The sequence below is a fragment of the Dyella solisilvae genome (genome assembly GCF_003351225.1).
Classification (GTDB): Bacteria; Pseudomonadota; Gammaproteobacteria; order Xanthomonadales; family Rhodanobacteraceae; genus Dyella; species Dyella solisilvae.
Window position 1 is genome coordinate 607,504 of record NZ_QQSY01000002.1, and the last position, 26,403, is coordinate 633,906.

Below are 26,403 nucleotides of genomic sequence, written 5' to 3' on the forward strand. Positions count from 1 at the left end.
ACTCAACAGCACAACCCATCACCCCGGCGCCAACAACGCATCCAGATCCGCCTGATCAAAGCTCAGCTTCTCGCGCGTGCCACCGCCCTCCAACACCGCCTCCGCCAACTCCGCCTTGCGCGCCTTCAACTCCTCGATGCGCTCCTCCACCGTACCCCCGGTGATCAGGCGGAACACGAATACCGGCTTGTCCTGGCCGATGCGGTGGGCGCGGTCGGAAGCCTGTGCTTCGGCGGCAGGGTTCCACCACGGGTCGTAGTGGATCACCGTGTCGGCGGCGGTGAGGTTGAGGCCCACGCCGCCGGCCTTGAGCGACAGCAGGAACAGCGGCGCCTCGCCTTCCTGGAACTGCCGCACCGGTTCGGCGCGGTCGCGCGTTTCGCCGGTGAGCGTCACGTAGGGAATGCGCTGACGGTCGAGCTCATGCGCGATCAGCTTGAGCATTTCGGTGAACTGCGAGAACAGCAGCACCTTGCGGCCTTCCGCCAGCAGGGCGGGCAGCATGTCCATCAGCAGCTCGAACTTGGCGGAGTCGCGCACGCCGCGCGCGGCCTCCAGCTTCACCAGCCGCGGGTCGCAGCACACCTGGCGCAGCTTGAGCAGCGCGTCGAGCACCACGATGCCGCTGTGCGAGATGCCGCGCTGCGCGATCACCTCGCGCAGCTCCTCGGCCAGCGACAGGCGCAGGCTTTCGTACAGTTCGCGCTGGCGGCCTTCCAGCACCACGCGACGGGTGATCTCGGTCTTGGGCGGCAGCTCGTTGGCCACCTGCGACTTGGTACGACGCAGGATGAAGGGCGCAAGGCGGCGGTTGAGGCGGTCCTGGCAGTCGGTGTCGCGATGACGCTCGATCGGGATGCGGTAGTGGCGGCGGAACGCGCCTTCGTCACCGAGCAGGCCCGGCACGGCGAGATCAACTTGCGACCACAGCTCGCCCAGATGGTTTTCCAGCGGCGTGCCGGTGAGACAGATGCAACGTGGCGCGCGCAGGCTCAGCACCGCGCGGCGCGCCTGCGTGCGCGGGTTCTTCACCTGCTGCGCCTCGTCCAGCACGATGACCGAGAACGCCTGCTTGCGCAGCGTCACCACGTCGCGCGGCAGCAGCGCATAGCTGGTCAACACGATGTCTTGCGTGCCCAGTTGCGAGAAGTCGCCACCACGCTGCGGTCCGTGCAGCGCCAGCACGCGCAGATCCGGCGCAAAGCGCGCCACTTCGGCCAGCCAGTTCGGGATCAGGCTGGTGGGCACGACCACCAGCGCCGGTTGGGCCAGCGCGCCGCGCTGCTTGAGCGCCAGCAGATGGGTGATCAGTTGCAGCGTCTTGCCCAGGCCCATGTCGTCAGCGAGCACGCCGCCGACACCGGCCTCGGCCAGGGCATTCAACCAACGCAGGCCTTCACGCTGATAGGGACGCAGTTCGACGGTAAGGCCTTCGGGCACCGCGTCACTGGCGCGCTCGGCCGCATCGCGCAGACGCGCGGTGAAGCCGCGCAGCGCTTCGGGCGCCTCCAGCTCGGCGCCGGTCGGCAGGGCCTCGACCAGTTCCTCCAGGCGTCCGGCCTGGACGCGCGGCAGGTGCAGCTTCTTGCGCGGGCGTTCCAGGTATTCGGCCAGCGGCGCCAGCAGGCCGCGCAGCTCTTTCAGGCGCACCGGCACGCGGCGACGCTCGTCCACCGGTGCGTACCACACGGCGTCTTCCGGTTCGTTCGGCGCCGGGCTCAGGTTCAAGGTGTGCTCGGCCAGCGCCTGCGCCACGGCGGGCAGCAGGTTGTGGCGCACGCCCTCCAGCTCGATGCCGATCTCCAGGTCGAAGGCGTGGTCGTCGGTGTCCTCCACCGCGTTGCCGTACCAACGCACCGGACCTTCCAGCACCTCGAACGGGAAGCTCGGCGCGTAGTCGAGCACGAAACCTTCCGCCTCGAGCTTGGGCCGCAGCGCCAGCCAGCGCGCGGGGGTGTTCACTTCCAACGCCCCCGCGTAACCCTTGCCGGGGAACAGCCAGGCGTCGTCAGGCAGCGTGTCTGCCAGGTCCCATGGCAAGCCCTCGGTATCCACGCCCGGGGTGAGGCCCGCGCGCTCGAGTTGCTCCATTGCGGACAGCTCTTCGGCGCGACGACGGATGATCTCGACCAGGTGACCGTTGCGCACGCGCCGCACCAGCGGCTCGCCGCCGCGGCCGGGCAGGCGTTCGCCAGCGTAATCGAACGCCAGTCGTGCATAGGCCAGCGGCGGCGTGCCCGCGGCCAGGCGGGCGTGGCGGGTCAGCGCGTGCAGGGTCAGCACCGGCTTTGGCGCCAGTTCCGCGCGACGCATCTCGCCCAACACCTGCGGCAGCGGCAGGCGGTGCGACAGGCGGCTATGCGGCAGCGCATTGCGCAGGCTCTGGCTGTACTCGTGCTTGAGCGGCGGCAGGTCCAGCCACGCCGCCTCTTCCGGCGGCGCCTCCAGATGGCCGAGCTCGGCCCGCTCGGCGTCCAGGTACCAGAGGCTGTCGAGCCTCAGCAGGCGGTGATTAGCCGGCAGCGAGGGCAGCAGTCGTTGGCTGCCGTCCTTCTCCAGCTGCCATTGCCAGTTGAGCTGATGAGCCTTGCCGCGCGACAGGCGCAGGCCGGCCAGGCCACCGAGGAAGCATGGCGAGGTGTCGAGGATCTCGGCCAGCAGCACGTCGCCGACGTGGCCGGCCAGGCGCGCGTAGCTGCGGCTCTTGCGCAGGGTCTGCGGAAGTCCCAGCACGGTGGCGGCTAGGCGCTGCTCATGCGGCGCCAGCGGCTGCTGGGCCAGGTGCTTGCTCTCCAGCGGCGCAGGGCGCACGTAGCGCCCCTGCTCGGCCACGGTCAGCAGCACCGGGGCCACATCCAGGTGCGCGAACGGCACGCCCTCCTCGAGCATCACCTCGAGGAAGAAGCCCAGCGCGGTCGGGTCGTGCGGCGCCCCGGTGGCCGGCGCGGCCAGCAGCTTGCGCCAGACGCCGGACAGCGGCTCGCCGCCGCTCTCGCTGCGTTGCTGGGTCAGACGGTCGTGCCGTTTATCGTCCGGTGACTGCATGCGCATTCGGTCCGCTGTGGCGACCAAAAGATTCAGCTTAGCAAGGGTCTTGCACGTGTGCGCGTCTCATCGTCCGGTTTTTCACCGGACGATGAATCAACGTGCTGGAACCGCATTCTCATGCGCCCGGCGCCGCGGGTTACCCCCGTGCGGCGGGGGGGAGCGCCATCAGAACGGGCCGAACAGGCCCTTGGGGTATTCCGGCTTCTGCTGGCGGCCCATGAGCAGCTTGAGGCCCTCGGCCGGCGTCACCTCGCCATGCAGCACGGCGCGCACGCCGCTGCTGATCGGCAGATCCAGGCCGTGCTTGGTGGCCAGGCGCACCACTTCGTCGGCGGTGAGCACGCTTTCCACCACCTGGCCGATCTCGCGCACGGCCTCGTCGATGGCCTGCCCGCGACCGAGCGCCAGGCCCAGGCGGCGGTTGCGCGAGAGGTCGCCCGTGCAGGTCAGCACCAGATCGCCCAGGCCAGCCAGTCCCATCAGGGTTTCCGGACGGGCGCCCAGGGCCATGCCCAGGCGCAGCATCTCGTTCATGCCGCGGGTGATCAGGCCGGCGCGGGCGTTGAGGCCCAGCTGCATGCCGTCGGCTACACCGGTGGCCACGGCCAGCACGTTCTTCATGGCGCCGCCCAGTTCGGCGCCCAGCACGTCGCTGCCGGAGTAGGCGCGGAAGTTCGGCGCATGCAGCAGCAGGGCCAGCTCGTGCGCGAATGCATCGTCATCCGAATGCACGGTGACGGCGCTGGGCATGCCCGCCGCGACTTCCTTGGCGAAGGAAGGGCCGGTAACCACCGCGGCCGCGCGACCCGGGAGGCGCTCAGCCACCAGTTCGTGCAGGAAGCGGCCCGTGCCCGGCTCGAAGCCCTTGGTGGCCCAGGCGATGCGGGCGTCGGGCGCCAGCCACGGGGCGATCTCCTCCAGGATGGAGGCGAACGCATGGCTGGGCACCACGATCAGCACCACCTGCGCGCCGCGCAGGGCCGCAGCCAGATCCGGCTCGTAGGCCAGTTCGGGCGGCAGTTCGACATCCGGCAGGTAGCGCTGGTTGCGATGGGTTTCGGCCATCCTGGCCAGCGCGGAGGCATCACGCCCCCACAACCGGGTCGGTACATGGTTGCGGGCTGCAAGGGCCGCCAGCGCGGTACCCCACGAGCCCGCGCCGAGGACGGCCAGGGTCGGACGCTCGACCATGTCGTGTGCTTTAGCTGTTGAGCGTCGGCGCGGCGCTGCCGCTGAGGATGCGGCGCTGCTGCTCGGCATACAGCGCGTCGAAATTGATCGGCTGCAGCAGGAACGGAGGGAAGCCGCCCTCGAGCACCAGCGAGGACAGCATCTGGCGCGCGTACGGGAACAGCAGGTTCGGGCAGTAGCTGTTGAGGATGCCGGCCAGGTCGTCCTCGGGGAAGCCTGCGATGCCGAACACGCCGGCCTGGTGCACCTCGGCCAGGTAGGCGGTCTTGTCGCCCAGCGAGCAGGTCAGGGTCAGGCTCAGCACCACTTCATACAGGTCATTGCCCATGTCCGTGGACTTCTGGCCGAGGTTCAGCTGGACCTGCGGCTGCTGCTCGGTCTCACCGACTTCCTGGAAGATCACCGGGGCGTTGGGGGCCTCGTAGGACACGTCCTTGATGTAGATCTTCTGCAGCACCAGCTGCGGCTGGCCGGCCTGGCCGTTGGCGGATACATCTGCCATGGGGTATTCCTCGTAAAAGTATGCGGTGCGTGAAAACGCAAAGGATTGGATTGTTCCATACATCCCTGCGGCCCGCCATGCGGTGTCCGGCCCGAATGGGCAAATCTTGCGCACAACCCTGTTTTTCTGAGAGAATCGCCGGCTCGAACATGCCGACCCGACCTATCGGGCACGCCCGCAACGCGATGCGGACCTCACGGCAGACGCGAAAAGCTCCATCTCCAGCATCGCGTGGCGCTTGCGCCGCTGGGCCGATGCCGCCCTGGCTAACGGGTGGCAAACGCGCCCCAGGGCGCCTAACAGGAGGTCATCATGGCCCGTATTTGCCAAGTCACCGGAAAGGGTGTGCGGACTGGTAACAACGTCTCGCACGCTAACAACAAGACCCGTCGCCGCTGGTTGCCGAACCTGCATGAGCGCCGCTTCTGGGTCCCGAGCGAGAACCGCTGGGTGAAGCTGCGCGTTTCCAACCACGCCCTGCGCACGATCGACAAGAACGGCATCGAAGCCGTCCTCGCCGACCTGCGCGCCCGCGGCGAAAAGATCTGAGGATTGAGCCATGGCTAACAGCAAGCAAGACAAGATCCGCCTGATCTCTTCGGCCGGCACCGGCCACTTCTACACCACGCAGAAGAACAAGAAGAACACCCCGGAAAAGTTCGAGTTCAAGAAGTACGATCCGGTTGTTCGCAAGCACGTGATCTACAAGGAAGGCAAGATCAAGTAAGCCCTTTGGGGTTTGCTGCTTCCACGAAGAACCCGCCGCAAGGCGGGTTTTTTGTTGCCCGCTTGGTGGCGCGGGACGCCATCGGCTGAGTGACCAGCCAGTGCTTCCCGTGTCGCCACTTGGTGGTGGATGCCGGGCAAACAGGACGGAGCGCGAATCCCCAAAGACGGCAGGAGGAAGCTACCCGTCTGCCTGTGGATTCCCTCGACGTCATCCCAGCGAAGGCTGGGATGACGAGCTAGGAAGTGTGCGCGAACGGTGCGGGTCGCGCTCCGCTCTGCTTCCACGCGGATGACGGGTAGGAAAGGCTTCCTCTGTGTGGCGACGCTCAAAGAAGCTTCCGGATGAGAAGCATCTGCTACACACACCCGCCGCATATCGCACAAAAAAAGCCCGCCATGCGGCGGGCTTTTCTCACTCAAACGCGAACGTCACCGACTCAGGCGCTAGCCACCGAATAACTCTTCAGGCGACCCGCAAACTCCTGCAATGCGCGAATGCCACTCTGCTCGGCTTCCGCAATCCACTGCTGCAGTCCCTTCAGCGCCTGGTCGGCGCCACGCTGCTCCATCAGGGCAGCGAGACGGGTGCGGAAGTCGCACACGGTGCTCAGCGTCGGGCGCTTGGCCAGCACGGCCTGCATGCGATCGCGGCCCTCGCTGTCCAGCCAACGGCCACCATCGGCCAGCGCGCGACGCATGCGGCGCGGCACCGACTTGATGTTGTCGCCGGCCTGCTGCGCTTCGTCGCGCATGGTCGGGATGATCACGTTGCGGTAGTAGTCGGTCATCGCGGAGAAGCGATGGGTGAGCACGCCCTTGAGCGTCTCGGCGTCCGGCAGGTGCACGTTCGGGCGCACGTCGAGAGCGGGCGCCACACGCAGCACCTTGGCCAGGCCGACCTTCTGCAGACCGCAGATCACCACCCAGCCGATGTCGAACTCCCATTTGCGCAGGGCGAACTTGGCCGAGCTCGGGAAGGCGTGGTGGTTGTTGTGCAGCTCTTCACCACCGATCCAGAAACCCCACGGAATGAGGTTGGTCGCGGTGTCGGCGCTTTCGAAGTTGCGGTAGCCCCACCAGTGGCCGATGCCGTTGACGAAGCCGGCGGCCCAGAACGGGATCCAGATCATCTGCACGGCCCACAGCGCCGCGCCGATCACGCCGAACAGTGCGAGGTTGATCACCAGCATCAGCGCCGGGCCCCAGTACGGATGGCCGGAGTAGAGCTTGCGCTCGATCCAGTCGTCCGGGGTGCCGCGGCCGTACTTCTCCATGTCGGCCTTGTTGTAGCTGGCGTCGCGGTACAGCGACACGCCATCCCAGAAGACCTTCTTGATGCCGAAGATCTGCGGGCTATGCGGATCTTCCTCGGTCTCGACCTTGGCGTGGTGCTTGCGGTGGATGGCCACCCACTCCTTCGTCACCATGCCGGTGGTGAGCCAGCCCCAGAAACGGAAGAAGTGCGAGATCGACCAGTGCAGGTCGACGCCGCGATGCGTCTGGCAGCGATGCAGGTACAGCGTCACCGTGAAGATGGTGAGCTGGGTCATGACCAGCATGTAGATGAGCTTGCCCGTCCAACTGGCATGCGCAAGGCCGTTGGACAGGAAATTGAGTACTGCGTCGAGCATCGGGAAACACCCAAGTATTTGAAAGTGCAGTCTATGCGAGAGTTTTCCGTACCCGCCAGCATGGACAGTACTGAATATTGTCGCATGTCATTGGCGCGACAAAGTTAATGTGCTGTGCCGCGCACAAGCGCCCTCACCCAGTTGTGTGGAATTGGGGGCGCCGTGACAATCATGCAATGAGCGCGCCTACCGCCGTATTGCAACTGGATCACATAACCCGTCATCGCGCCGGGCGCCCGGCCGTGACGGATCTCAGCCTTCGGCTGGACGCCGGGCAGGTGCTGGGCCTGCTTGGCGTCAACGGCGCCGGCAAGTCCACCACGCTGGCGATGATCGCAGGCGCGCTGATACCCGACAGCGGGGCCATACGGCTGAACGGTCAGGACTTCCTTGAGCAGCCCGAGCTGGCGCGCCGCGCCATTGGCTGGCTGCCCGAACGTGCCCCGCTGTGGCCAGAACTGACCGTGAGTGAACACCTGGACGCCCATGGCCGCCTGCGTGGGCTGACCGGCGCAGGCCTGGCGCAGGCGCGCAGCAAGATCATCGAGCGGCTGGAACTGGGCACGCTGTCGCGCCGCCTGGCCAGCGTGCTGTCGCAAGGTCAGCGTCAGCGACTGGGGCTGGCTTGCGCGCTGCTGCACGAACCGGACCTGCTGGTGCTGGACGAGCCGGCCAATGCGCTCGACCCGGTGCAGGTGGCGGCGTTGCGCACGGTGATCCGTGAGCAGGCAGCGGCGGGTACCGCCATCATTCTCTCCACGCACCTGCTGGCCGAGGTGACCGCCGCCTGCGATCGCGTGGCGATCCTGCACGAGGGTCGTCTCCGCTACGACGGCGCCATCGACGGCGGCGACCACAAGGCGCTGGAACAAACCTTCTTCGACATCGCCATGCGCGGCAACGGGAGTGACGACAGGATGCAGGCTGCATGAGTGTGCTTGCCGTGACGCGGCTGGAGCTGCGCCGACTGGTTGTCCGTCCTCTCGCCTGGGTGCTCGCCGCTTTGTCGGTGGCGCAGCTGGCCGGACGATTCATGCTGCTGCTGCAGATCTTCATCGCCAACCAGATCCGACTGGCGGCGCAACCGGGCGGCCCCGGCTACACCGACCTGGTCGGCGTGCCGATGCTGAGCAGCATCCTGACCAGCGGCATCCTGCCGATGCTGCCGTTCGGGCTGGCCGAACTGGCGCTGGTGGTGGTGCCGCTGCTGACCATGTCCAGCCTCGCCGGTGAGCGCAGCCAGGGCACGCTGCCGCTGTGGTTCGCCGCGGGACTGCCTGCGTGGCGCATCGTGCTGGGCAAGTATTTGGCGCTGATGTTGTGGCTCACGCTGTGGCTGGCCATCACGCTGGCGATGCCGCTGAGCCTGGCGCACGGCATCACGCTGGACTGGGGCAAGCTCGCCAGCGCCACGCTGGGTCTGTGGCTGATGCTCGCCGCACTGGCCGCCATCGGCATCGCCTGTTCGTCGTTCGCCTCGCATCCGGCGATCGCCGCCACCACCAGCCTCATGCTGGGCCTGGCGCTGGTCAGCGTGAACGTCGGCGCGATGATGGCCGGCGTCAACAATGGCTTCTTCAACTGGCTGTCGATGAACGCACACCTCGACTCGATGATCCGCGGCCTGGTCTCCAGCGCCGACGTGGTGTGGTTCCTGCTGGTCGTGGCGGTGGCGCTTGCGCTAGCCGCACAACGGCTGGCGGCCGAACGGGAGCGCGGCTGATGGTTCGCCTGTTCCGACGCCTGAATGGTTGGCTTGTCGCGCTGTTGCTGCTGGCCTGCGCCGGCGCCATCGGCTACTTCGCCGCGCGCTACGACCGCGTGGCCGACTGGACCTACGAGGGACGCGCCACGCTCTCCTCGGAGAGCCGCGCCGTGCTGGCCGCGCTCGACGGTCCGGTGGAGATCGTCAGCTACGCCAATCCGCAGGACGACCTGCGCAACACCATCGCCAGCTTCATCCAGCGCTACCAGCGCCTCAAGCCAGACCTGACGCTGCGCTTTGTCGATCCGCAGCAGGATCCGGCGCAGATGCGCGAGCTGGGCATCACCGTCGATGGCACGCTGATCCTGCATTACCGCGGTCGCGAGCAGCGCCTGAGCGAACTGTCCGAGCGCAGCCTCACCAACGCCTTCGAGCGCCTGCTGCGTGGCAGCGATCGCATCGTCGCCTTCGTCACGGGCGACGGCGAACGCAGCCCGTCCGATCAGGGCAACGCCGACCTCGGCACGTTCATCGCGCAGATGGAAGGCCGCGGCATGCGCGCGGTGCCGCTCAACTTCGCCCAGGCCACCGCCGTGCCGCTGCACACCGACCTGGTGGTGCTGGCCAGCCCGCAGCGCGCCCTGCCCGAGGGCGCGGTGCAGGCACTGACCACGTACGTCGCCAACGGCGGCAATCTGTTGTGGCTGACCGACCCGGGTAACGAAGACCTGCACCTGCAGCCACTGGCCGATGCGCTTGGCATCCACGTGCTGCCCGGCGTGCTGGTGGACGGCCAGGGCGCGGCGCTCGGCCTGAACGACCCGCGCCTGATTGCGCTCGGCGATTATCCGAAGCACGCGATCACCCACGGATTCAACCTCACCACGCAGTTCCCGCAGGTCTCCGCGCTGGCGCTGGCGGCGCGCACCGACTGGCGCGTGAGTCCGTTCCTGCGTTCGGGCGTACAGAGCTGGACCGAGTTCAAGCCGATCGACAACGCACATGCCTCGACCATCGCCTATGACGCCAGCGCCGGTGAGCTGAAGGGCCCGCTGGATTTCGGCCTGGCGCTGGCGCGGCTGTCGCCCAGTCCCGACAAGGCCGAGCAGCGCGTGGTGGTGGTCGGCGATGGTGATTTCCTCTCCAACGCCTTCCTCGGCAGCGCCGGCAACCGCGCACTGGGCGAGCGCATCTTCGACTGGCTGCTCGGCGACGATGTGCTGGTCAACCTGCCGCCGTCGCATGGCGCCCCCGATCGCGTGCTGCGCATCTCGCAGGCGCAGCTGAGCGCGGTCTCGCTCGGTTTCCTGATCGTGCTGCCGCTGCTGCTGTTCGCTCTGGGCGGCTGGATCACCTGGCGGCGCCGGCGCGCATGAAGCGGTCTGCACGCCAACGCCTGTGGCTGATCGGCGCGGCCGTCGCACTCGTCGGCGCTGCCGCATGGCAGTGGCGGCACGACAGCGACGCGGCGCCGGGCGCGCTGCTGGGCACACCGCCGTCCGCCGTCACCGATATCTCGCTCAGTATCGGCAAAGGCCCGGTCGAACATTACAGCCGGCGGGACGGCCACTGGTGGCGCACCGACGGCGTGGCCGTGCGGGCCGATGACGGCCGACTGGGCGAACTGTCCGATACCGCGGCCGCCGAGGTGCTCAGCTGGCGCCCTGCCACCGACTTCGACCCGGCCCGGATCGGCTTGGCGCCGCCGGTCGCGGTGCTATCGCTCAATGGCCAGTCGCTGGAATTTGGCGAAACCTCGGTGACCGGCCCGCAGCGCTACGTGCGGGTGGGCGATCGGGTGGCGCTGGTGTCGGTGCGCTATACGCCGCGACCCGCGACGACCCAGGCCACCAAGGCGCCCTGAACCGCCCCCTCCGGCGACGCGCCGCGTTGCCTTGACCGTCGCCGCCCCACGGTCTGGATGGCCACAACGGAACGCTCCGCAGGCCGGTTGGCGAAAAACCACTTGCGCCAGCCGCACCCTTCCCCATATCTAGGCCAATCCCAGACAGGAGCGACGAGATGGCTCAGCAGGCGATCGGTGTCATTGGCATGGCCGTGATGGGCAGCAACCTGGCCCTGAATATCGAAAGCCGCGGCCACGCGGTGTCCATCTTCAACCGACATCGCGAGCGCACCGACGAAGTCGTCGCCGAGAACCCGGGCAAGCGGCTGGTGCCGACCTATACGTTGCAGGAGTTCGTCGATTCACTGGAGAAGCCGCGCCGCATCCTGCTGATGGTCAAGGCGGGCGACCCGACCGATGCCACCCTGGCGCAGCTCAAGCCGCTGCTCGACAAGGGCGACATCGTGATCGACGGCGGCAACACCTTCTTCAAGGACACCATGCGGCGCGAGAGCGAGATGAGCGCGGCTGGCCTGCATTTTATCGGCACCGGTGTCTCCGGCGGCGAGGAAGGCGCGCTGCACGGGCCGTCGATCATGCCCGGCGGGCCGCGCGAAGCGTATGACCTGGTCGCCCCCATCCTCACCGAGATCGCCGCGCGCGCGCCCGACGGCGAGCCCTGCGTGGCCTACATGGGCCCGAATGGCGCCGGCCACTACGTGAAGATGGTGCACAACGGCATCGAATACGGCGACATGCAGCTGATTGCCGAGAGCTACTCGGTGCTGCGGCATGTGCTGGGCCTCGGCAACGAGGAACTGGCCGAGGTCTATGCCGACTGGAACAAGGGCGAGCTGGACAGCTACCTGATCAGCATTACCGCCGCGATCTTCGCCAAGAAGGATCCGGAAACGCACAAGGCGATGGTCGACATCATTCTCGACCGCGCCGCGCAGAAAGGCACCGGCAAGTGGACCAGCCAGAGCGCGCTGGATCTCGGCGTGCCATTGCCGCTGATCACCGAATCGGTGTTTGCGCGGCTGTTGTCCGCACTCAAGGACGAACGCGTGGCCGCCAGCCGCGTGCTGCCCGGACCGGGCCCCACTCATTTCCAGGGCGACCGCCAGACCTTCATCGAAGCGGTGCGGCGCGCGCTGTACTTCAGCAAGATCGTCTCCTACGCGCAGGGCTTCGCGCAGCTTCGCGCAGCCTCCGACGAGTATCAGTGGGACCTGCCCTACGGCACCATCGCGCGCATCTTCCGCGCTGGTTGCATCATCCGCGCGCGCTTCCTACAGAAGATCACCGATGCGTATGCGCGCGACGCGCAGCTGAAGAACCTGCTGCTTGATCCCTACTTCCGCGACATTGCCGCGCAATACCAGAGTGCGCTGCGCGAAGTGGTGGCCGCTGCTGTAAATGCGGGTGTGCCGGTTCCGTGCTTCTCTTCGGCCATCGCCTATTACGACGGCTACCGTGCCGAACACCTGCCGGCCAACCTGCTTCAGGCGCAGCGCGACTACTTCGGCGCTCACACCTTCGAGCGCGTGGACAAGCCCGGCAGCTTCCACGCCGACTGGAGCTGACGATTCTCGTTGCAGGAGCGCACAGCTCGCCCTCCTGCAGTCATCGAATACCGGATGCCACCGTGCCTGAATTACCCGAAGTCGAAACCACCCGGCGTGGCATCGCCCCGCATCTGATCGGACGCAGCGTCACCGGCGTGACGCTGCGCCGCCCGGACCTGCGCTGGCCGATCCCGCCGGAAATCACCGGGCTGCTGCCGGGCCAGCGCATCCTCGATGTCGAGCGACGCGCGAAATACCTGCTGCTGCATACCCAGGTCGGCAGCGCGCTGTTGCACCTGGGCATGACCGGCGTGCTGCGCGTGCTGCCACCGGACGCACTGGTCGGCAAGCACGACCATGTCGACATCGCGCTGGAGGCCAGCGCCACCGAAGGCCCGCGCGTGCTGCGCTTCACCGATGCACGACGCTTCGGTTGCCTGCTGTGGCAGCCGCCCGGCGAAACGCATGAGTTGCTTGCTGCGCTAGGCCCCGAACCGCTGACCGACGACTTTGACGGCGACCTGCTTTGGCGACTGTCGCGCGGACGCACGGCGGCAGTGAAGCTGTTCCTGATGGACAACGCGGTAGTGGTGGGCGTGGGCAACATCTACGCCAGCGAAGCGCTGTTCGCCGCGGGGATCGATCCTCGCCGTCCGGCTGGCGAAGTTTCGCGTGCGCGCTATGCACGGCTTGCCGCGGAGGTGAAACGCATCCTGGCGTGGGCGATCGAGCGCGGCGGGACCACGTTGCGCGACTTCATCAAGCCGGATGGCGCGCCCGGGTATTTCTTCCGGGAGTTGCAGGCGTACGGACGCGAGGGTGAGCCGTGCCGGGTGTGTGGAACGCCGATCCGGCAGGTGGTGCTGGGGCAGCGGTCGACGTTCTGGTGCCCCAAGTGCCAGCGGTGAGGGACCAACCTCATCCTCACCTACCCGTCATCCCTGCGAACGCAGGACGGAGCGCGAAGCGCGGAGAACGCCCGAAGGGCGGCCCCGAAGGGCGGCCCCGAAGGGGCGAGCGTAACGAGTCATCCAGTGACTTGGCTCTTGGGCCTGTCTTTGGCGATTTGCCCCACGTCTTGCCAGCCACACAGCCAGTGATCTGTCGACAGCGTCACTCTCAAGGGTGAAAGGCGCTGGATCACTGCGTTCGCAGGGATGACGGGCGTGAGGCGCGGGTCACTCCGGCCAGCGGAATTCCACAAACGTATTGTTGAACTCCGGGTCCTCGTAGCCGCCGCCCAGTCGCGCCACGAGCCCAGCCGGCAGGCCTTCCGCCTCCAGCTCCTGGCCGTCGGCGAAGTGCGCGCCCAGCGCCTGGATCTCCACCAGCCGCTCGCACAACAGACCGGCGCGATCGCTGTCGGCTTCGGGCACGTTGCGGACGCTGATGTCCGGGCGGCCGAACTTGCGCATGCCGCGCGTGTGCACCCAGTACCGGCCCTGCTGCTCATCCGTGTCACGCAGGATCAGCACGTGGTTGCGGATCGGGGCGCCGTCGCGCACCACGAACTGGCGGCGCCAGCCGGCGGCGTCGTTCAAGCTGAGGGTCTGCGGATCGAGAATCGCGACGCCGCCGACATCGAGCAGCGCCGCGAGCACGCCCAGCGTATCTCGCAGATAGCCGGTATCCGCGCTGTCGGGCAACCGACCGCGCACCACCAGCACCTCCGGCGCGTCCACCGCCTTCTGGTAGGCCTCCGGTGCGTCGTCCTTGAACATGCGGCCGAGCCCGCCCTTCAGCGGGTAACCCTCCCACGCGCGCAGCGAACTGTGGCTATGGCTGGTCAGCTCCACCCCTTCCGGCAGGCCTTCGCTGCCATAGTCCAGCGACGGCGCGCGCCCCGGCAGGAACTTGCCGAACACGTAGAACTGCAGCAGTGCTTCCTCGTCGCTCGGCTGCCAGTGCGGTCGTTCCCAGGCGGGAAAGGGGATCTTGGACATGCCTGTTCCTTGTAGTGAATGCGAGGGGCTCAGCGCCCTTCGCCCAGCGGCAGCACCGGCTGCTGCAGTTCGATCCTGCCGTGCCCTTCCGTAATGTTCTTGAACTCGGCGCGGCTCACTGAGACATAGCGGTCATTGCCCCCGATCTCAACCTGCGGCCCCTCGGTCACCGCGCGCCCCTGCTCGTCCACGCGCACCACCATGGTCGCCTTGCGGCCGGTGTGGCAGATGGTCTTGATCTCTTCCAGGTTGTCGGCCCAGGCCAGCAGGTAGCGGCTGCCCTCGAACAGCTCGCCGCGGAAGTCGGTACGCAGGCCGTACGCCAGCACCGGGACGTTGAGCTTGTCCACCACGTCGCTGAGCTGCCACACCTGGGCCTTGCCGAGGAACTGCGCCTCGTCGACGAACACGCAATGCAGCGGCCCGCGCGCGGCGATGTCTGCCTGCACCAGGGCCAGCAGGTCCTCCTCGGCGCCAAAGCGGCTCGCGCTCGCCTTCAGGCCGATGCGCGAGGCCACCACGCCCTCGCCGAAGCGGTTGTCCAGCGCCGGGGTGAGAATGAGCGTGCGCATGCCGCGCTCGTGGTAGTTGTAGGCGCTCTGCAGCAGGGTGGTGGTCTTGCCGGCATTCATTGCCGAGTAATAGAAGTAAAGCTTGGCCATGGATGATCCCGGTCGTGGCCACGCATGGTAACCCGCCACCGCCCGGAGGCGGGGGCAACCCGGCCCACGCGGAGGGGGCCCCGGGCCCCGGCGTTTGCTACCATCGCGCCTCGTCCAGCCCACCGCCTTTCGCCCATGCTCAACCCCCAACAATTGGCCGCCGTCGAGCATTGCGACGGCCCGCTGCTGGTATTGGCCGGCGCCGGTTCGGGCAAGACCAGCGTGATCACGCAGAAGATCGCGTATCTGATCGCCCGCAAGAAGCTCGCCCCATCGAAGATCGCCGCCATCACCTTCACCAACAAGGCGGCGAAGGAAATGCGCGAGCGCGTGGCCAAGCTGATCAGCACCGAGGACGCCGCCGCCCTCACCGTGTGCACCTTCCACGCACTGGGCCTGAAGTTCCTGCAGATCGAGCATGAGCGCGCTGGCCTGCGCAAGGGTTTCTCGGTGCTGGATGCGGACGACAGCGAAGGCATCATCAAGGAACTCTCGCCCAAGGGCGTGAAGCCTGATGTGCTGTTTGGCATCCGCAACCTGGTCAGCCGCGCCAAGAACGCCGGCCTGTCGCCGGAAGAGGCGCTGGCGGCGGCGCGCAGCCCGCGCGAGCTGGATGCGGCCACCATCTACCAGCTCTACCAGCAGCGCCTGTCCGCCTTCAACGCGGTGGACTTCGACGACCTGATCCGCCTGCCGCTGCGCATCCTGGAGGAAGACGAGGCGTGCCGCACCGCGTGGCGCGAGCGCCTGCGCTACCTGCTGGTGGACGAATACCAGGACACCAACGACGCGCAGTACCGCCTGCTCAAGGCGCTGGCCGGCGAGCGTGGCCGCTTCACCTGCGTGGGCGACGACGACCAGTCGATTTACGCCTGGCGCGGCGCCAATCCGGAGAACATCGACCAGCTCGGCAAGGACTGGCCGTCCCTGCGCGTGATCAAGCTGGAGCAGAACTACCGCTGCGGCAAGCGCATCCTGCGCGCCGCCAACAAGCTGATCGCCAACAACCCGCACCTGCACGAAAAGAAGCTGTGGAGCGAGCACCCGGAAGGGGCGCAGATCCGCGTGCTGGAGTGCAAGGAGAACGAGCACGAGGCCGAGCGCGTGGCCGCGATCGCCGCCACGCTCGCGGAGAAGCACAAGGCGCGCTGGCACGACATCGCCATCCTCTACCGTGGCAATTTTCAGGCGCGGCCGCTGGAGAAGGCGCTGCGCCTGGCGCGCGTGCCGTACCACCTGTCCGGTGCGCTGAGCTTCCTCGATCGCGCGGAAGTGAAGGACCTGCTGTGCTACCTGCGCCTGCTGACCAACCCCAGCGATGACGCGGCCTTCCTGCGCGTGGTGAACGTGCCCAAGCGCGAGATCGGCGCGACCACGCTGGAGAAGCTCGGCCAGATTGCGCAGACCCGCCACGCGCCCTTGCTGGACGCCGCGCGCAGTGACGCCGTGTTGCGCCAGCTCACGCCCCGCCCGGCCGCTGCACTGGCTTCGTTCACGTCATTGATGGACGAACTGCGTAGCGCCTCGCTGCACCAGAGCGCCGCCGACCTGGTGGAGACGGTGCTGCAGCGCACCGGCTATGCCGCGCAGATCGCCGCCACCACGCCAGACGCCACGTTGCGCGAACGCCGCCTGGGCAACCTGCGCGAGCTGGCCGAATGGTTCCGCGCCATGCAGCGCAATGACAACACGACCGGCGACCTCGCCGCGCAGCTGGCCCTGCTCACCCACGCCGACCGCGACGAGCCCGGCAATGCGGTGCGCATGATGACGCTGCATGCGGCCAAGGGCCTGGAGTTCCGCTTCGTCTTCATCGTCGGCTGCGAAGAAGGCACGCTGCCGCACGACGGCGCCATCGACGAGGGACGCATCGACGAGGAGCGCCGCCTGATGTACGTCGGCATCACCCGCGCCAAGGAAATGCTCACGCTGTCGTGGTCGTCCAAAACCAAGCGCTATGGCGAAGTGCACAGCAACCAGCCAAGCCGCTTCCTGCACGAGCTGCCGCAGGACGACCTGCACTGGCAGGGCAAGGATCCGGAAGCGGACAAGGAAGTGGTGCGCGAAACGGCCGAGTCGCACATGGCCAAGATTGCCGCGATGCTGGCGGGCTGACCACGATGAGCGAACACGCCTTTTCCGAGGAACAACGCGCCGGGCTGTATCGCGCCATCCACGAGCGTCGCGACGTGCGTTCGCAGTTCCTGCCCGACCCCATCGCTCCCGATGTGCTGGCGCGCCTGCTGCGCGCGGCGCATCACGCGCCCTCGGTGGGCTTCATGCAGCCGTGGGATTTCATCGTTATCGACAGCCTGGCCACGAAGCAGGCGATGAAGGCGCTGTACGAGCGCGCCAATGCGGATGCCGCAGGGCGTTTCGAAGGCGAGCGCGCCGCGTTGTACCGACGGCTGAAGCTGGAGGGCATCGTCGACAGCCCGGTCAATGTCTGTATCACCTGCGATCGCACGCGCGGTGGTCCGCACGTGCTGGGCCGCAACACCATGCTCGAAGCCGACCTGTTCAGCACCTGCCTGGCGGTGCAGAACCTCTGGCTCGCGGCCCGCGCGGAAGGCATCGGCGTGGGCTGGGTCAGCATTGTCGATCCCGTGGAACTGGCCGCCCTGCTGGGTCTGCCGGACCACGTCGTGCCGGTGGCGTACCTGTGCCTCGGCTATGTCAGCGAATTTCTGGCGCGTCCCGAGCTGGAGACCGCCGGCTGGCGCACGCGCCTGCCGCTGGAAAGCCTGCTGCACGGCAATCGCTGGGGAGATCCGCTGGACAACGCCCCGCTGCTGGATGCCGTACTCGACGACGCCAACGGCAAGCCGGGCTGATCCGGCAGGCCGAGTTCAGATCAGCCGTTCGGCTTCCAGCTCGCTCTTGAGATAGGCGTAATAGATCGGCCCCGCGATGAGGCCGGGCAGGCCGAACGCCGCCTCCATCAGCAGCATCGCCACCAGCAGCTCCCACGCGCGGGCGCGGATCTGTCCGCCCACGATGCGCGCGTTGAGGAAGTACTCGAGCTTGTGGATCAGGATGAGGAAGCCCAGCGCGGCCACGCCGACGCCGAGCGACACCGACAGGCCGGCAATAGTGATCGCGGTGTTCGAGATCAGGTTACCGATCACCGGCAGCAGGCCGATGATGAAGGTGAGCACCACCAGGGTCTTGGCCAGCGGCACGTGGATGTCGAGCAGGGGCAGCACGCCCAGCAGGAAGATCGCGGTGAACACCGTGTTGATCAGCGAGATCTTGATCTGCGCGAACACGATGTTGTGGAAGGCTTCGGCCAGGCGTTGCGCACGCTGGCCCAGCGCGGTGGCCAGCGGCCCGACCTGATGCGCCGGACGCGTGCGGCTCAACGCCACCACCGCGCCCAGCACCATGCCGATCAGGATGTGCACGAAGACACGGGCCGCTTCCTTGCCCATGGCCTGCAGGCTCACCGAGTGTTTGCGGGTGAGCTCCATCGCCATCATGCGCAGATCGTCCACGGTGTCGGGCAACCAGCCCACCACACTGGACGGCAGCTGCTCGCGCGCCTTTTCCACCAGCGGCATCAGCTGCTGCTGCCACAGCACCTCGGGATTGCCGACCTCGTTGCGCACGAAGCTCACCGCACTGAGGATAAGCAGCACCAGCAAGCCGACCACGATGGCGCCCAGCAAGGCCACCACCAGCACCCGCGCGCGGTCGCTCGGCACCCGCTTGCCCAGCAGGGGCGCGGTGGACTGCACCAGCTCGTAGACCAGCAGCCCGGCGAACAGGGCCGGCAACAGGTGCAGCCCGAGTACCAGCAACAAGGAGGCGGCGGCCAGCAGGTAGCTGGTCAGACGGATGGCGTTCGAGGGCAGGCGGAGAGGTGGGTGAGGTTCCATGCAATTTCATGCGACCGGGGAGAGGCGCTGTGAGTCTGTCAGCAGACCCCGGGCAGCGGCTAGCCCTTTTGCTGAATCATCCCGCGCCGCGGCCGGACTGCGTCCCCACGCCGCAGCCGCAACGTCTGCCGTGCACCACCCGTCGTGGGATCGACATGCTTCTGTCGTAGACTTTTTCGATCCTGTCCCTCTACCTCCCCGGGGAATCCTGCATGTCCCATCGTTTGCCGGCGGCTCTGGCCGCCGCGTTCCTGCTCGCCGGTTGCACCGCCCAGTCCGTCAAGGCGCCGCCGTCCACCGTCCGGCCCCCCGCCGCCTCCGCGCCAGCGCCCGCCGGCACGCTGCCCGACGACAACCTCAATGCCGTGGCCTGGAGCCAGACCGCGCTCGAGCATGACCTGATTTACCTGCAGACCTACCGCGACGCGGAGGCCCGCCTGCTCGCCGCCGTGGCCGATCCGAACTGGGACGCGCTGCCCAAGGACGATCGCGTGGCGCCGGCCAAGGGCCTCAAGCCCGCGATCGTGCTCGACATCGACGAAACCGTGCTGGACAACACGCCCTACCAGGCCCGACTGATCAAGAGCGGCGGCGAATTCAACGAGGCCGACTGGGCCGCCTGGTGCAAGGAACAGCGCGCCCGCGCGTTGCCGGGCGTGGTGGAGTTCACCCAGTTCGCCGCCAGGCACGGCATTGCGGTCATCTATATCTCCAACCGCGCCAAGGACCTGGACGAGGTGACCCTGGCCAATCTGCGCCAGGAAGGCTTGCCGGTGGCCGGCCCGGAAGCTTTCCTTGGGCTGGGAACCTTCGTAGAGGACTGCGAGCAGATCGGCAGCGAAAAAGGCTGCCGCCGCCAGCTGGTCAGTCGCAAATACCGCGTATTGATGCAATTTGGCGACCAGATCGGCGATTTTGTGACCGTTCTGGCTAACAACGCCGAAGGTCGCCAGAAAGCCATGGCCCCGTACACCGGGTGGATCGGCAGCCGCTGGTTCGTGCTGCCCAACCCCACCTATGGCGCATGGGAGCCCGCGTTGTTTAATAATGACTGGACGGCGCCACGCGAGGAGCGTCGCCGCCAGAAGATCCAGTCGCTGCGTTTCGATTGAAAACTAATAAACAAAATCAGCAACTTACGCAGCCTATTCTAAAGTATTGCTTTAAGTTTAACGGGAGGATAAGATCCTTCCCGCCAACACCTGCTGACCTCGAAAATTCCGCAGGCAAGGCCATTTCCCTTCCGGCTCTGCCGGATTACCCCGTGAGGCCAAACGCCCGCGGGGTTTTCTTTTTGGGGCGCTCGCCCAGTCTGCCCGGACGCCGCATGAACGGGCTCTCACGCCCGGCTGTCGCCTCTTGTTCACGCGGAGCCGACACGCTTACGCTCCGCCGACCGCCCGCACCTACCGGTTAAACGGGCGCCACCACCCAGAGACTCCATGCGTCGCTCATCCGTCTACTTTGTTGTTGGCGCGTTCGTCGCCCTGCTCCTGCTGGCCTCGGTCCTCGCCCTGGTCATGACCCGGCATGTGAATGCGCCTGTACCGGTGGTTGCCGGCGGGGAGACTCCCGAGGCCTCGGTGCAACAGTCGGTGGCGCTGATCAGGGCCGGCGACTTTGCCGGCTTCTGGAAGCACGCGCTGCCGCCCGCCGACTACGACACCCTGCGCAGCGACTGGACCCGTCCGCGCGCCACCGAGCCGCAGGAGACGCCGCAGGAGCGCGAGGACTTCATCAAGAACATGCAGCTGATGACCGCGCCGGATGCGGAGACCAAGCTCTTTGCGCTGGCCCGGCCCAAGCTGATCCAGCTGCAGCAGCAGTACCACGACCAGCTGCCGGTGATGATCGGCATCGGCCAGGCCATCCTTGCCACCGGCATCGCCCAGAGCAAGGACCTCACGACACCGCAGAAGGCGCAGGCTACCGCCGTGCTCAACGTGCTGGCGCCATGGGCGCAGCAGGCGCCCTGGTTCGACCAGGCCAAGGCCAAGCAAGCCATCGCGATAGCCGTGGCCACCGCCCGCAAGCTGGACATCAAGACGCCCGAACAGTTGCGCGCGATGGACTTCGACACCGCCATGCAGAAGTACAGCGCCGGCTTCATCGGCATCAAGCAGATGCTGGCCCTGTACGGCCTGTCGATCGACGAGGTGCTCGATTCGGTGCGCGTGACCACGCTGGAGAACCGCAACGGCCATGCGCGCGTGCGCATCGACTATGTGTTGCTGGGCAAGCCGCTGTCGATCGAGTCGGACCTTGTCGAACAGGACGGCCGCTGGTACAGCGCCGACATGTTGCACAACGTGCGCGAAGCGCATGAACGCCTCACGGCGCCGGCGCCAGCGGGCACCAGCGCCGAACCCAGTGCGCCTGACATCACCGTCACGCCGGCCAAGAATGCACCGGCCGCCGCCGCCACCGTGGCGGCGCCCGCCAAGGCCGGCTCGGCCAAGCACTGACACCCAACCCGGTTCTAACGATTGAACCGGTTACAATCCGAAAATGCCGAATATGTCGACCACGGACACTCCCGCCCGTAGCCGCGCGCCCTGGTGGTTCAACCTGGCCGGGCAACTGCTCGAACCCTGGGTGCGCATCCGCCGCGATCCCGCCGAACCCGCCGCCCTGCTCCAGGCCGGCGTGCCGGTGTGCTATGTGATCGAGCGCGATGGCTTTTCCGATGGGCTGATCCTGCAGCGCGCCTGCCGCGAGGCCGGCCTGCCCAGCCCGATGCAACCGCTGACGGGCACCCGCCGCAAACGCTCAGTGTTCGCCCTGGCCCGCCGCGACGGCTGGCTGTTCGGGCGCAACCGCCAGCGCTCGCCGAACGAACCGTTGGGTCAACTGGTGCGTTCGCTCGAGGGCGACCCGGAGCGCGACATCCAGATCGTGCCCGTGTCGATCTACGTCGGCCGCGCGCCCACCCGCGAGTCGGGCTGGTTCAGCGTGCTGTTCTCGGAAAACTGGGTGGTGGTGGGCCGTTTCCGCCGCATGCTGGCGCTGCTGCTCAATGGCCGCGACACGGTGGTGCATTTCTCCACGCCGGTATCGCTGCGCACGGTGGTGAACGAAGCCGGCGAGATCCGCCCTGAGCGCCTCACCCGCAAGATCGCCCGCGTGCTGCGCACGCACTTCCGCCGCATCCGCGCCGCGGTGATCGGTCCCGATCTGTCGCACCGGCGCACCGTGGTCGACGCGGTGCTCAATGCCGAACCCGTGCGCACCGCGATCGCCGCGGTGGCGGCCAAGGAAAACATCAGCCACGCCAAGGCCTGGCGCCGCGCGCACGACATGGTGATGGAGATCGCCGCCGATTACTCGCACCCGGTGGTGCGTTCGGTGTCGTTCCTGCTCTCCAACTTCTGGAACAAGCTGTACGACGGCATCGCCATGCACCACTTCGAGCAGGCCCGCGCCGCGGCGCCGGGCCACGAAGTGGTGTACGTGCCTTGCCACCGCAGCCATGCCGACTACCTGCTGCTGTCCTACCAGCTGCACATGTCCGGCGTGGTGGTGCCGCACATCGCCGCCGGCGTGAACCTCAACCTGCCGGTCATTGGCCCGATCCTGCGCCGCGGTGGCGCGTTCTTCCTGCGCCGCAGCTTCAAGGGCAACGCGCTGTACTCGGTGGTGTTCAACGAATACCTCGCGCAGCTGATCGACCGCGGCGTGCCGATCGAATACTTCATCGAAGGCGGCCGCTCGCGCACCGGCCGACTGCTGGCGCCGCGCGCCGGCATGCTGGTGATGACCGTGCGCGCCTTCCTGCGTGCGCCACGCCGCCCGGTGCTGTTCCAGCCCGTGTACATCGGCTACGAGAAGCTGATGGAGGGCAAGAGCTACATCGGCGAACTCTCCGGCAAACCCAAGGAGAAGGAATCGCTGCTGGGCCTGCTGCGTGGCCTGAAGGTGCTGCGCCAGCGCTACGGCCACGTGGCGCTGAGTTTCGGCGAGCCGATCGAACTGAACCCGCTGCTCGACGCCGCCAGCCCCGACTGGCGCGCCGCCAGCGCCGACCCGGACGCGAAGCCCGAATGGCTGGGCCGCGTGGTGGACGAGCTGGCTGAGCGCATCCAGGTCAACATCAACCGCGCGGCGGACGTGAACCCGATCAACCTGCTGGCGCTGGCCCTGCTGGCCACGCCAAAGCATGCGATGGCGGAGAACGACCTGCTGGCGCAGCTGGAGCTGATGAAGTCGTTGCTGGCCGAGCTGCCCTATTCGGACCGCATGACGCTCACCTCGATGGACCCGCCGGGCATCATCGCCTACGGCGAGCAGATGGGCTGGATCCGCCGCGTGCGCCACTCACTGGGCGACGTGCTGGTCACCGAGGATGAGCAGGCGGTGCTGCTCAGCTACTTCCGCAACAACGTGCTGCACCTCACGGCGACCGCCGCGTGGGTGGCCTGCTGCTTCCTCAACAACCGCCGCATGTCGCGCGCCTCGGTGCTGCGACTGGGCCGCATCATCTACCCGTTCATCCAGGGTGAGCTGTTCCTGCCGTGGGACGCCGAGGGCTTCTGCCACCAGCTGCAGTCCACCATCGACTTCTTCGTGCGCCGCGGCCTGCTCGAGGCCACCGGCGAAGGCCGCGTGCTGGAGCGTGGACCGGGCCAGGACGACGCCGCGTTCCAGCTCAAGATCATCGCGCGCAGCCTGATCCAGGCCTTCGAGCGCTACTACATCACCATCGCCGCGCTGGTGAAGAACGGGCCGCACACCATGACCGGCGCCGAGCTGGAGAACGCCTGCACTCTCACCGCGCAGCGCCTGAGCCTGCTCAACGAGCTGTCCGCGCCGGAGTTCTTCGACAAGGCGCTGTTCCGCGGCTTCATCCAGAAGCTGCGCGAGAGCCGCATCGTGTGGACCGACGATGCCGGCAAGCTCGACTACGACCACGCGCTGGAAGACATGGTGCGCGACGCGCGCGTGATCCTCTCGCGCGAAGTGCGCCACTCGATCCTCAAGATCACCCCGGGCGGCGATGGCGAGCGGGAACCGGAGAAGCCGGTGCCGGCCGACGCCACCAGCGAGGCGCTGCACGAACGGCACGTGGCCACCGAGCATCACGCGCACGCGCCGGCGGAGATGACCACGGTGACCGAAGACGCCGGCGTCGAAGAGTCTCGCAAGGACGATTGAGCCGAATCGTGAGGGGTGACGAAAGTCACCCTTCCTGCCCCGCGGCGCTCCCCTAAGATGGGTTCTTCACCCCCGGGGAGCCCTTCATGAACACACGCGTTGCCTTCGCCATCGCCGCAGCCCTCGCGCTGCCCGCCGTCCACGCCGCCGAACCGGCCCAGCCCAGCCATGACGTCACCGTGCTGCACTGCGCGCGCCTGGTCGACCCGGCGGCGGGCAAGTTGCTGGGCGAAACCACCCTGGTGATCGAGGGCAACCGGGTCAAGGAGATCAAGAGCGGCCGTGCCGACGACGCGTCCTACCGCGACGCCGCCAGTGCCGCGGGCGGCCATTTCGCCTCGGTGGAGCTGGCCAACGCGACCTGCATGCCGGGCCTGATCGACTCGCACACACACCTTTCCTTCGAGACCAGCCCCAGCAGCTACTCCGACCAGTTCCGCTGGAACGTGGCCGACTATGCGGTGCGATCCACGGTGTTCGCCCGCCGCACGCTTCTGGCTGGCTTCACCGCCGTGCGCAACGTGGGAGACGGCGCCAACGAGTCCATCGCGCTGCGCAACGCCATCAACGCCGGCATCGTGCCCGGCCCGCGCATGTTCACCGCGGGCAAGCCGATCGGCACCACGGGCGGCCACGCCGATCCCACTGACGGCTACCGCTCCGACCTCGCCGGTGATCCGGACGCGAAGGACGGCGTGATCAACAGCCCCGAGGACGCCTACAAGGCGGTGCGCCAGCACTACAAGGATGGCGTCGACCTCATCAAGATCATGCCCTCCGGCGGCGTGCTGGACGAAAGCGCCAGCGCCGACAACGCGCAGATGACCATCGAGGAGATCAAGGCGGTGGTCAACGCCGCGCACGACTACGGCTTCACCGTGGCCGCGCATGCGCATGGCGCCGAAGCAATCCGTCGCGCCGTTCTCGCCGGCGTGGACTCCATCGAGCACGGCACCTTCATGAACGACGAGGACATGAAGCTGATGAAGGAGCACGGCACCTGGTACGTGCCCACCATCATCGCCGGCAAGTACGTGCAGGAAATGGCCGCCAAGCCCGGCTACTACCCGCCGCAAGTCGCCGCCAAGGCGATGCAGGTGGGACCGATCATCCAGGCCACCGCAGGCAAGGCCTACAAGGCCGGCGTGAAGATCGCCTTCGGCACCGACGCCGCCGTCTACCCGCACGGCCAGAACGCCAAGGAATTCGAATACATGGTGCAGGCCGGCATGCCAGCGATGTTCGTGCTGCAGGCAGCCACCACCCATGCGGCGGAATTGCTGCACAAGCAGAACGAGCTGGGCCAGATCGCGGTAGGGCGCTATGCGGACGTGATCGCCGTGCCGGGCAATCCGCTGGACGACATCACGCTGATGCAGAAGGTCAGCTTCGTGATGAAGAATGGGGTGGTGTACAAGCAGGATGGCAAGGCGGCGATGTAAGCCGCGACCTTTCGCCCTCTCCCACGCGGGGAGAGGGCTGGGGCATTGCCACGTTTACTGTGTGAGGGGGGCACTCTTCCGTCGCCCCCTACTAGACGTGCCGCGAGTGGCCTTTCTCGCGAATCGTTCTAGCGAGTGCTCGGCAATCGCGCAACGCGCTCAGTGTCCACGACCTTGCTGCCACCCTCACCGTCATCCCAGCGAACGCTGGGATCCAGTGACTTGGCTCTTCGCTTTTGAAGAGGCGATCCCGCTAGCTTGCTCGCCTGCGGCGGGCTTCCGTCCTCCTGCCGGAGGCCGGGTCACTTTCTCTTGCTTGCCCTAGAGAAAGTAACCACCGAGATGGTGGCAATGCCAAAGAGAACGGCACCCCACTCGGCGCTGGCCGAGCCTGCGGCCCGACCAGTCCGTGAGGGGCGGCCGGGCTTTTCGACCGGGCTCCTGCCCGGACGAAAAGTGCCTGGCGTCCATGCCAGGCACCCCTGCGGGGCCTAGTCGTCCACCCCTCACCGCCTCACAGGGGATGGAGTAAAGGCTCGTGCCGCTGCGCGGCACATCGCATCGCGAAGCCTTTGCTGCCCTTCGTGGAAGCGCAGCCTGTGCGCGATAGCGGAGGCGATCGGCAGTCCTTGTTCGCGCACAGGCTGCGTTCCTACAGGGCCGACGCTGCTTTTGGCTTTTGGCTTTTGGCTTTTGGCTTTTGGCTTTTGGCTTTTGGCTCTTGGCTCTTGGCTCTTGGCTCTTGGCTCTCGCTCTGGCTTTTGACCTCCCCTCCCCTATGACGCGAGCGGGCGGGAGGTGGAATAGCCCGAAGGGTGGCCGGCAGGACGCCGGCCAGTGGATCGTCAGGGCAGGACGCCCTGTCGATCCACCCCGCCTCCCGCTCGCGACCCCGCAGGGGCGCGCCATCGGGGTGGCCTTTCTCTTGGTTACTTCTCTTTGGCCACACAAAGAGAAGTGACCCGCTGCCCGGCAGGGCAGCGGAAGCCCGCCGCAGGCGAGCACGCTCGCGATCGCGCCAATTCGGAAGCAAAAGGCGAAGTCACTGGATGACTCGCTGCGCTCGCCCCTTCGGGGCCGCCCTCCGGGCGTTCTCCGCGCTTCGCG

21 protein-coding genes are annotated in these 26,403 nt (G+C 67.2%); 14 read left to right on the forward strand and 7 right to left on the reverse strand.

Features of this window, described 5'->3' with window-relative positions:
* Nucleotides 1–18 precede the first annotated feature (18 nt).
* From DVT68_RS09905 to secB, 3 genes are all read right to left on the reverse strand, one after another.
* The gene (locus tag DVT68_RS09905) at nt 19–3,045 is read right to left on the reverse strand and encodes a DEAD/DEAH box helicase (protein ID WP_114825328.1); all 3,027 of its coding nucleotides are present in this window, start codon (nt 3,043–3,045) and stop codon (nt 19–21) included.
* A gap of 168 nt (nt 3,046–3,213) precedes the next feature.
* Nucleotides 3,214–4,239: an NAD(P)H-dependent glycerol-3-phosphate dehydrogenase gene (locus DVT68_RS09910; protein WP_114824904.1), complete on the reverse strand. Its 1,026-nt coding sequence runs from the start codon at nt 4,237–4,239 to the stop codon at nt 3,214–3,216.
* A 10-nt stretch (nt 4,240–4,249) separates the two neighbouring features.
* Complete coding sequence (gene secB, locus DVT68_RS09915; protein WP_114824905.1) at nt 4,250–4,741, reverse strand: protein-export chaperone SecB; 492 nt, start codon at nt 4,739–4,741, stop codon at nt 4,250–4,252.
* Between the two features lie 312 nt (nt 4,742–5,053).
* Here secB and rpmB point away from each other — a divergent pair, with 312 nt between their 5' ends.
* Nucleotides 5,054–5,290: a 50S ribosomal protein L28 gene (gene rpmB / locus DVT68_RS09920; RefSeq protein ID WP_026033649.1), complete on the forward strand. Its 237-nt coding sequence runs from the start codon at nt 5,054–5,056 to the stop codon at nt 5,288–5,290.
* A gap of 10 nt (nt 5,291–5,300) precedes the next feature.
* Complete coding sequence (gene rpmG / locus DVT68_RS09925; RefSeq protein ID WP_008211962.1) at nt 5,301–5,468, forward strand: 50S ribosomal protein L33; 168 nt, start codon at nt 5,301–5,303, stop codon at nt 5,466–5,468.
* 439 nt (nt 5,469–5,907) lie between these two features.
* Here the strand turns inward: rpmG and DVT68_RS09930 are convergent, their stop codons facing one another.
* On the reverse strand, nt 5,908–7,101 hold the full coding sequence (locus tag DVT68_RS09930; RefSeq protein WP_114824906.1) for a DesA family fatty acid desaturase: 1,194 nt from the start codon (nt 7,099–7,101) through the stop codon (nt 5,908–5,910).
* A gap of 176 nt (nt 7,102–7,277) precedes the next feature.
* On the opposite strand from DVT68_RS09930, the gene DVT68_RS09935 reads away from it, so the two are divergent.
* From DVT68_RS09935 to mutM, 6 genes are all read left to right on the forward strand, one after another.
* Nucleotides 7,278–8,033 carry an ABC transporter ATP-binding protein gene (locus DVT68_RS09935; RefSeq protein WP_114824907.1) on the forward strand — a complete coding sequence of 252 codons (756 nt, stop codon included), beginning with the start codon at nt 7,278–7,280 and terminating at the stop codon, nt 8,031–8,033.
* Nucleotides 8,030–8,824, forward strand: a complete 795-nt coding sequence (locus DVT68_RS09940) for an ABC transporter permease (protein WP_114824908.1) — start codon at nt 8,030–8,032, stop codon at nt 8,822–8,824. Before DVT68_RS09935 ends, DVT68_RS09940 begins: the two co-directional genes overlap by 4 nt.
* The gene (locus DVT68_RS09945) at nt 8,824–10,182 is read left to right on the forward strand and encodes a GldG family protein (protein WP_114824909.1); all 1,359 of its coding nucleotides are present in this window, start codon (nt 8,824–8,826) and stop codon (nt 10,180–10,182) included. Before DVT68_RS09940 ends, DVT68_RS09945 begins: the two co-directional genes overlap by 1 nt.
* The gene (locus DVT68_RS09950; RefSeq protein ID WP_114824910.1) at nt 10,179–10,670 is read left to right on the forward strand and encodes a hypothetical protein; all 492 of its coding nucleotides are present in this window, start codon (nt 10,179–10,181) and stop codon (nt 10,668–10,670) included. Before DVT68_RS09945 ends, DVT68_RS09950 begins: the two co-directional genes overlap by 4 nt.
* Nucleotides 10,671–10,828: 158 nt before the next feature.
* Complete coding sequence (gene gndA, locus DVT68_RS09955; RefSeq protein WP_114824911.1) at nt 10,829–12,238, forward strand: NADP-dependent phosphogluconate dehydrogenase; 1,410 nt, start codon at nt 10,829–10,831, stop codon at nt 12,236–12,238.
* A 62-nt stretch (nt 12,239–12,300) separates the two neighbouring features.
* Complete coding sequence (gene mutM, locus DVT68_RS09960; protein WP_114824912.1) at nt 12,301–13,128, forward strand: bifunctional DNA-formamidopyrimidine glycosylase/DNA-(apurinic or apyrimidinic site) lyase; 828 nt, start codon at nt 12,301–12,303, stop codon at nt 13,126–13,128.
* Between the two features lie 270 nt (nt 13,129–13,398).
* On the opposite strand, the gene DVT68_RS09965 is transcribed toward mutM, so the two are convergent.
* Together DVT68_RS09965 and DVT68_RS09970 are read right to left on the reverse strand one after the other, a co-directional pair.
* Nucleotides 13,399–14,163, reverse strand: a complete 765-nt coding sequence (locus DVT68_RS09965; RefSeq protein ID WP_114824913.1) for a hypothetical protein — start codon at nt 14,161–14,163, stop codon at nt 13,399–13,401.
* Nucleotides 14,164–14,192: 29 nt separating this feature from the next.
* The gene (locus DVT68_RS09970) at nt 14,193–14,825 is read right to left on the reverse strand and encodes a thymidine kinase (protein WP_114824914.1); all 633 of its coding nucleotides are present in this window, start codon (nt 14,823–14,825) and stop codon (nt 14,193–14,195) included.
* Nucleotides 14,826–14,960: 135 nt separating this feature from the next.
* On the opposite strand from DVT68_RS09970, the gene DVT68_RS09975 reads away from it, so the two are divergent.
* Complete coding sequence (locus DVT68_RS09975) at nt 14,961–16,940, forward strand: UvrD-helicase domain-containing protein (RefSeq protein WP_114824915.1); 1,980 nt, start codon at nt 14,961–14,963, stop codon at nt 16,938–16,940.
* A 5-nt stretch (nt 16,941–16,945) separates the two neighbouring features.
* The gene (gene bluB, locus DVT68_RS09980; RefSeq protein ID WP_114824916.1) at nt 16,946–17,659 is read left to right on the forward strand and encodes a 5,6-dimethylbenzimidazole synthase; all 714 of its coding nucleotides are present in this window, start codon (nt 16,946–16,948) and stop codon (nt 17,657–17,659) included.
* 15 nt (nt 17,660–17,674) lie between these two features.
* On the opposite strand, the gene DVT68_RS09985 is transcribed toward bluB, so the two are convergent.
* Complete coding sequence (locus DVT68_RS09985) at nt 17,675–18,703, reverse strand: AI-2E family transporter (RefSeq protein ID WP_114824917.1); 1,029 nt, start codon at nt 18,701–18,703, stop codon at nt 17,675–17,677.
* 212 nt (nt 18,704–18,915) lie between these two features.
* Between DVT68_RS09985 and DVT68_RS09990 the strand changes: the two genes are divergently transcribed.
* The 4 genes from DVT68_RS09990 (at nt 18,916) to DVT68_RS10005 (ending at nt 25,296) form a co-directional block, all read left to right on the forward strand.
* Nucleotides 18,916–19,815, forward strand: coding sequence for a 5'-nucleotidase, lipoprotein e(P4) family (locus DVT68_RS09990; RefSeq protein WP_114824918.1), 900 nt, complete (start codon nt 18,916–18,918; stop codon nt 19,813–19,815).
* A 330-nt stretch (nt 19,816–20,145) separates the two neighbouring features.
* Nucleotides 20,146–21,168 carry a hypothetical protein gene (locus DVT68_RS09995; RefSeq protein ID WP_199536021.1) on the forward strand — a complete coding sequence of 341 codons (1,023 nt, stop codon included), beginning with the start codon at nt 20,146–20,148 and terminating at the stop codon, nt 21,166–21,168.
* Between the two features lie 43 nt (nt 21,169–21,211).
* On the forward strand, nt 21,212–23,854 hold the full coding sequence (gene plsB, locus DVT68_RS10000) for a glycerol-3-phosphate 1-O-acyltransferase PlsB (RefSeq protein ID WP_114824919.1): 2,643 nt from the start codon (nt 21,212–21,214) through the stop codon (nt 23,852–23,854).
* A gap of 86 nt (nt 23,855–23,940) precedes the next feature.
* Nucleotides 23,941–25,296 carry a metal-dependent hydrolase family protein gene (locus DVT68_RS10005; protein WP_114824920.1) on the forward strand — a complete coding sequence of 452 codons (1,356 nt, stop codon included), beginning with the start codon at nt 23,941–23,943 and terminating at the stop codon, nt 25,294–25,296.
* Nucleotides 25,297–26,403: the final 1,107 nt, after the last annotated feature.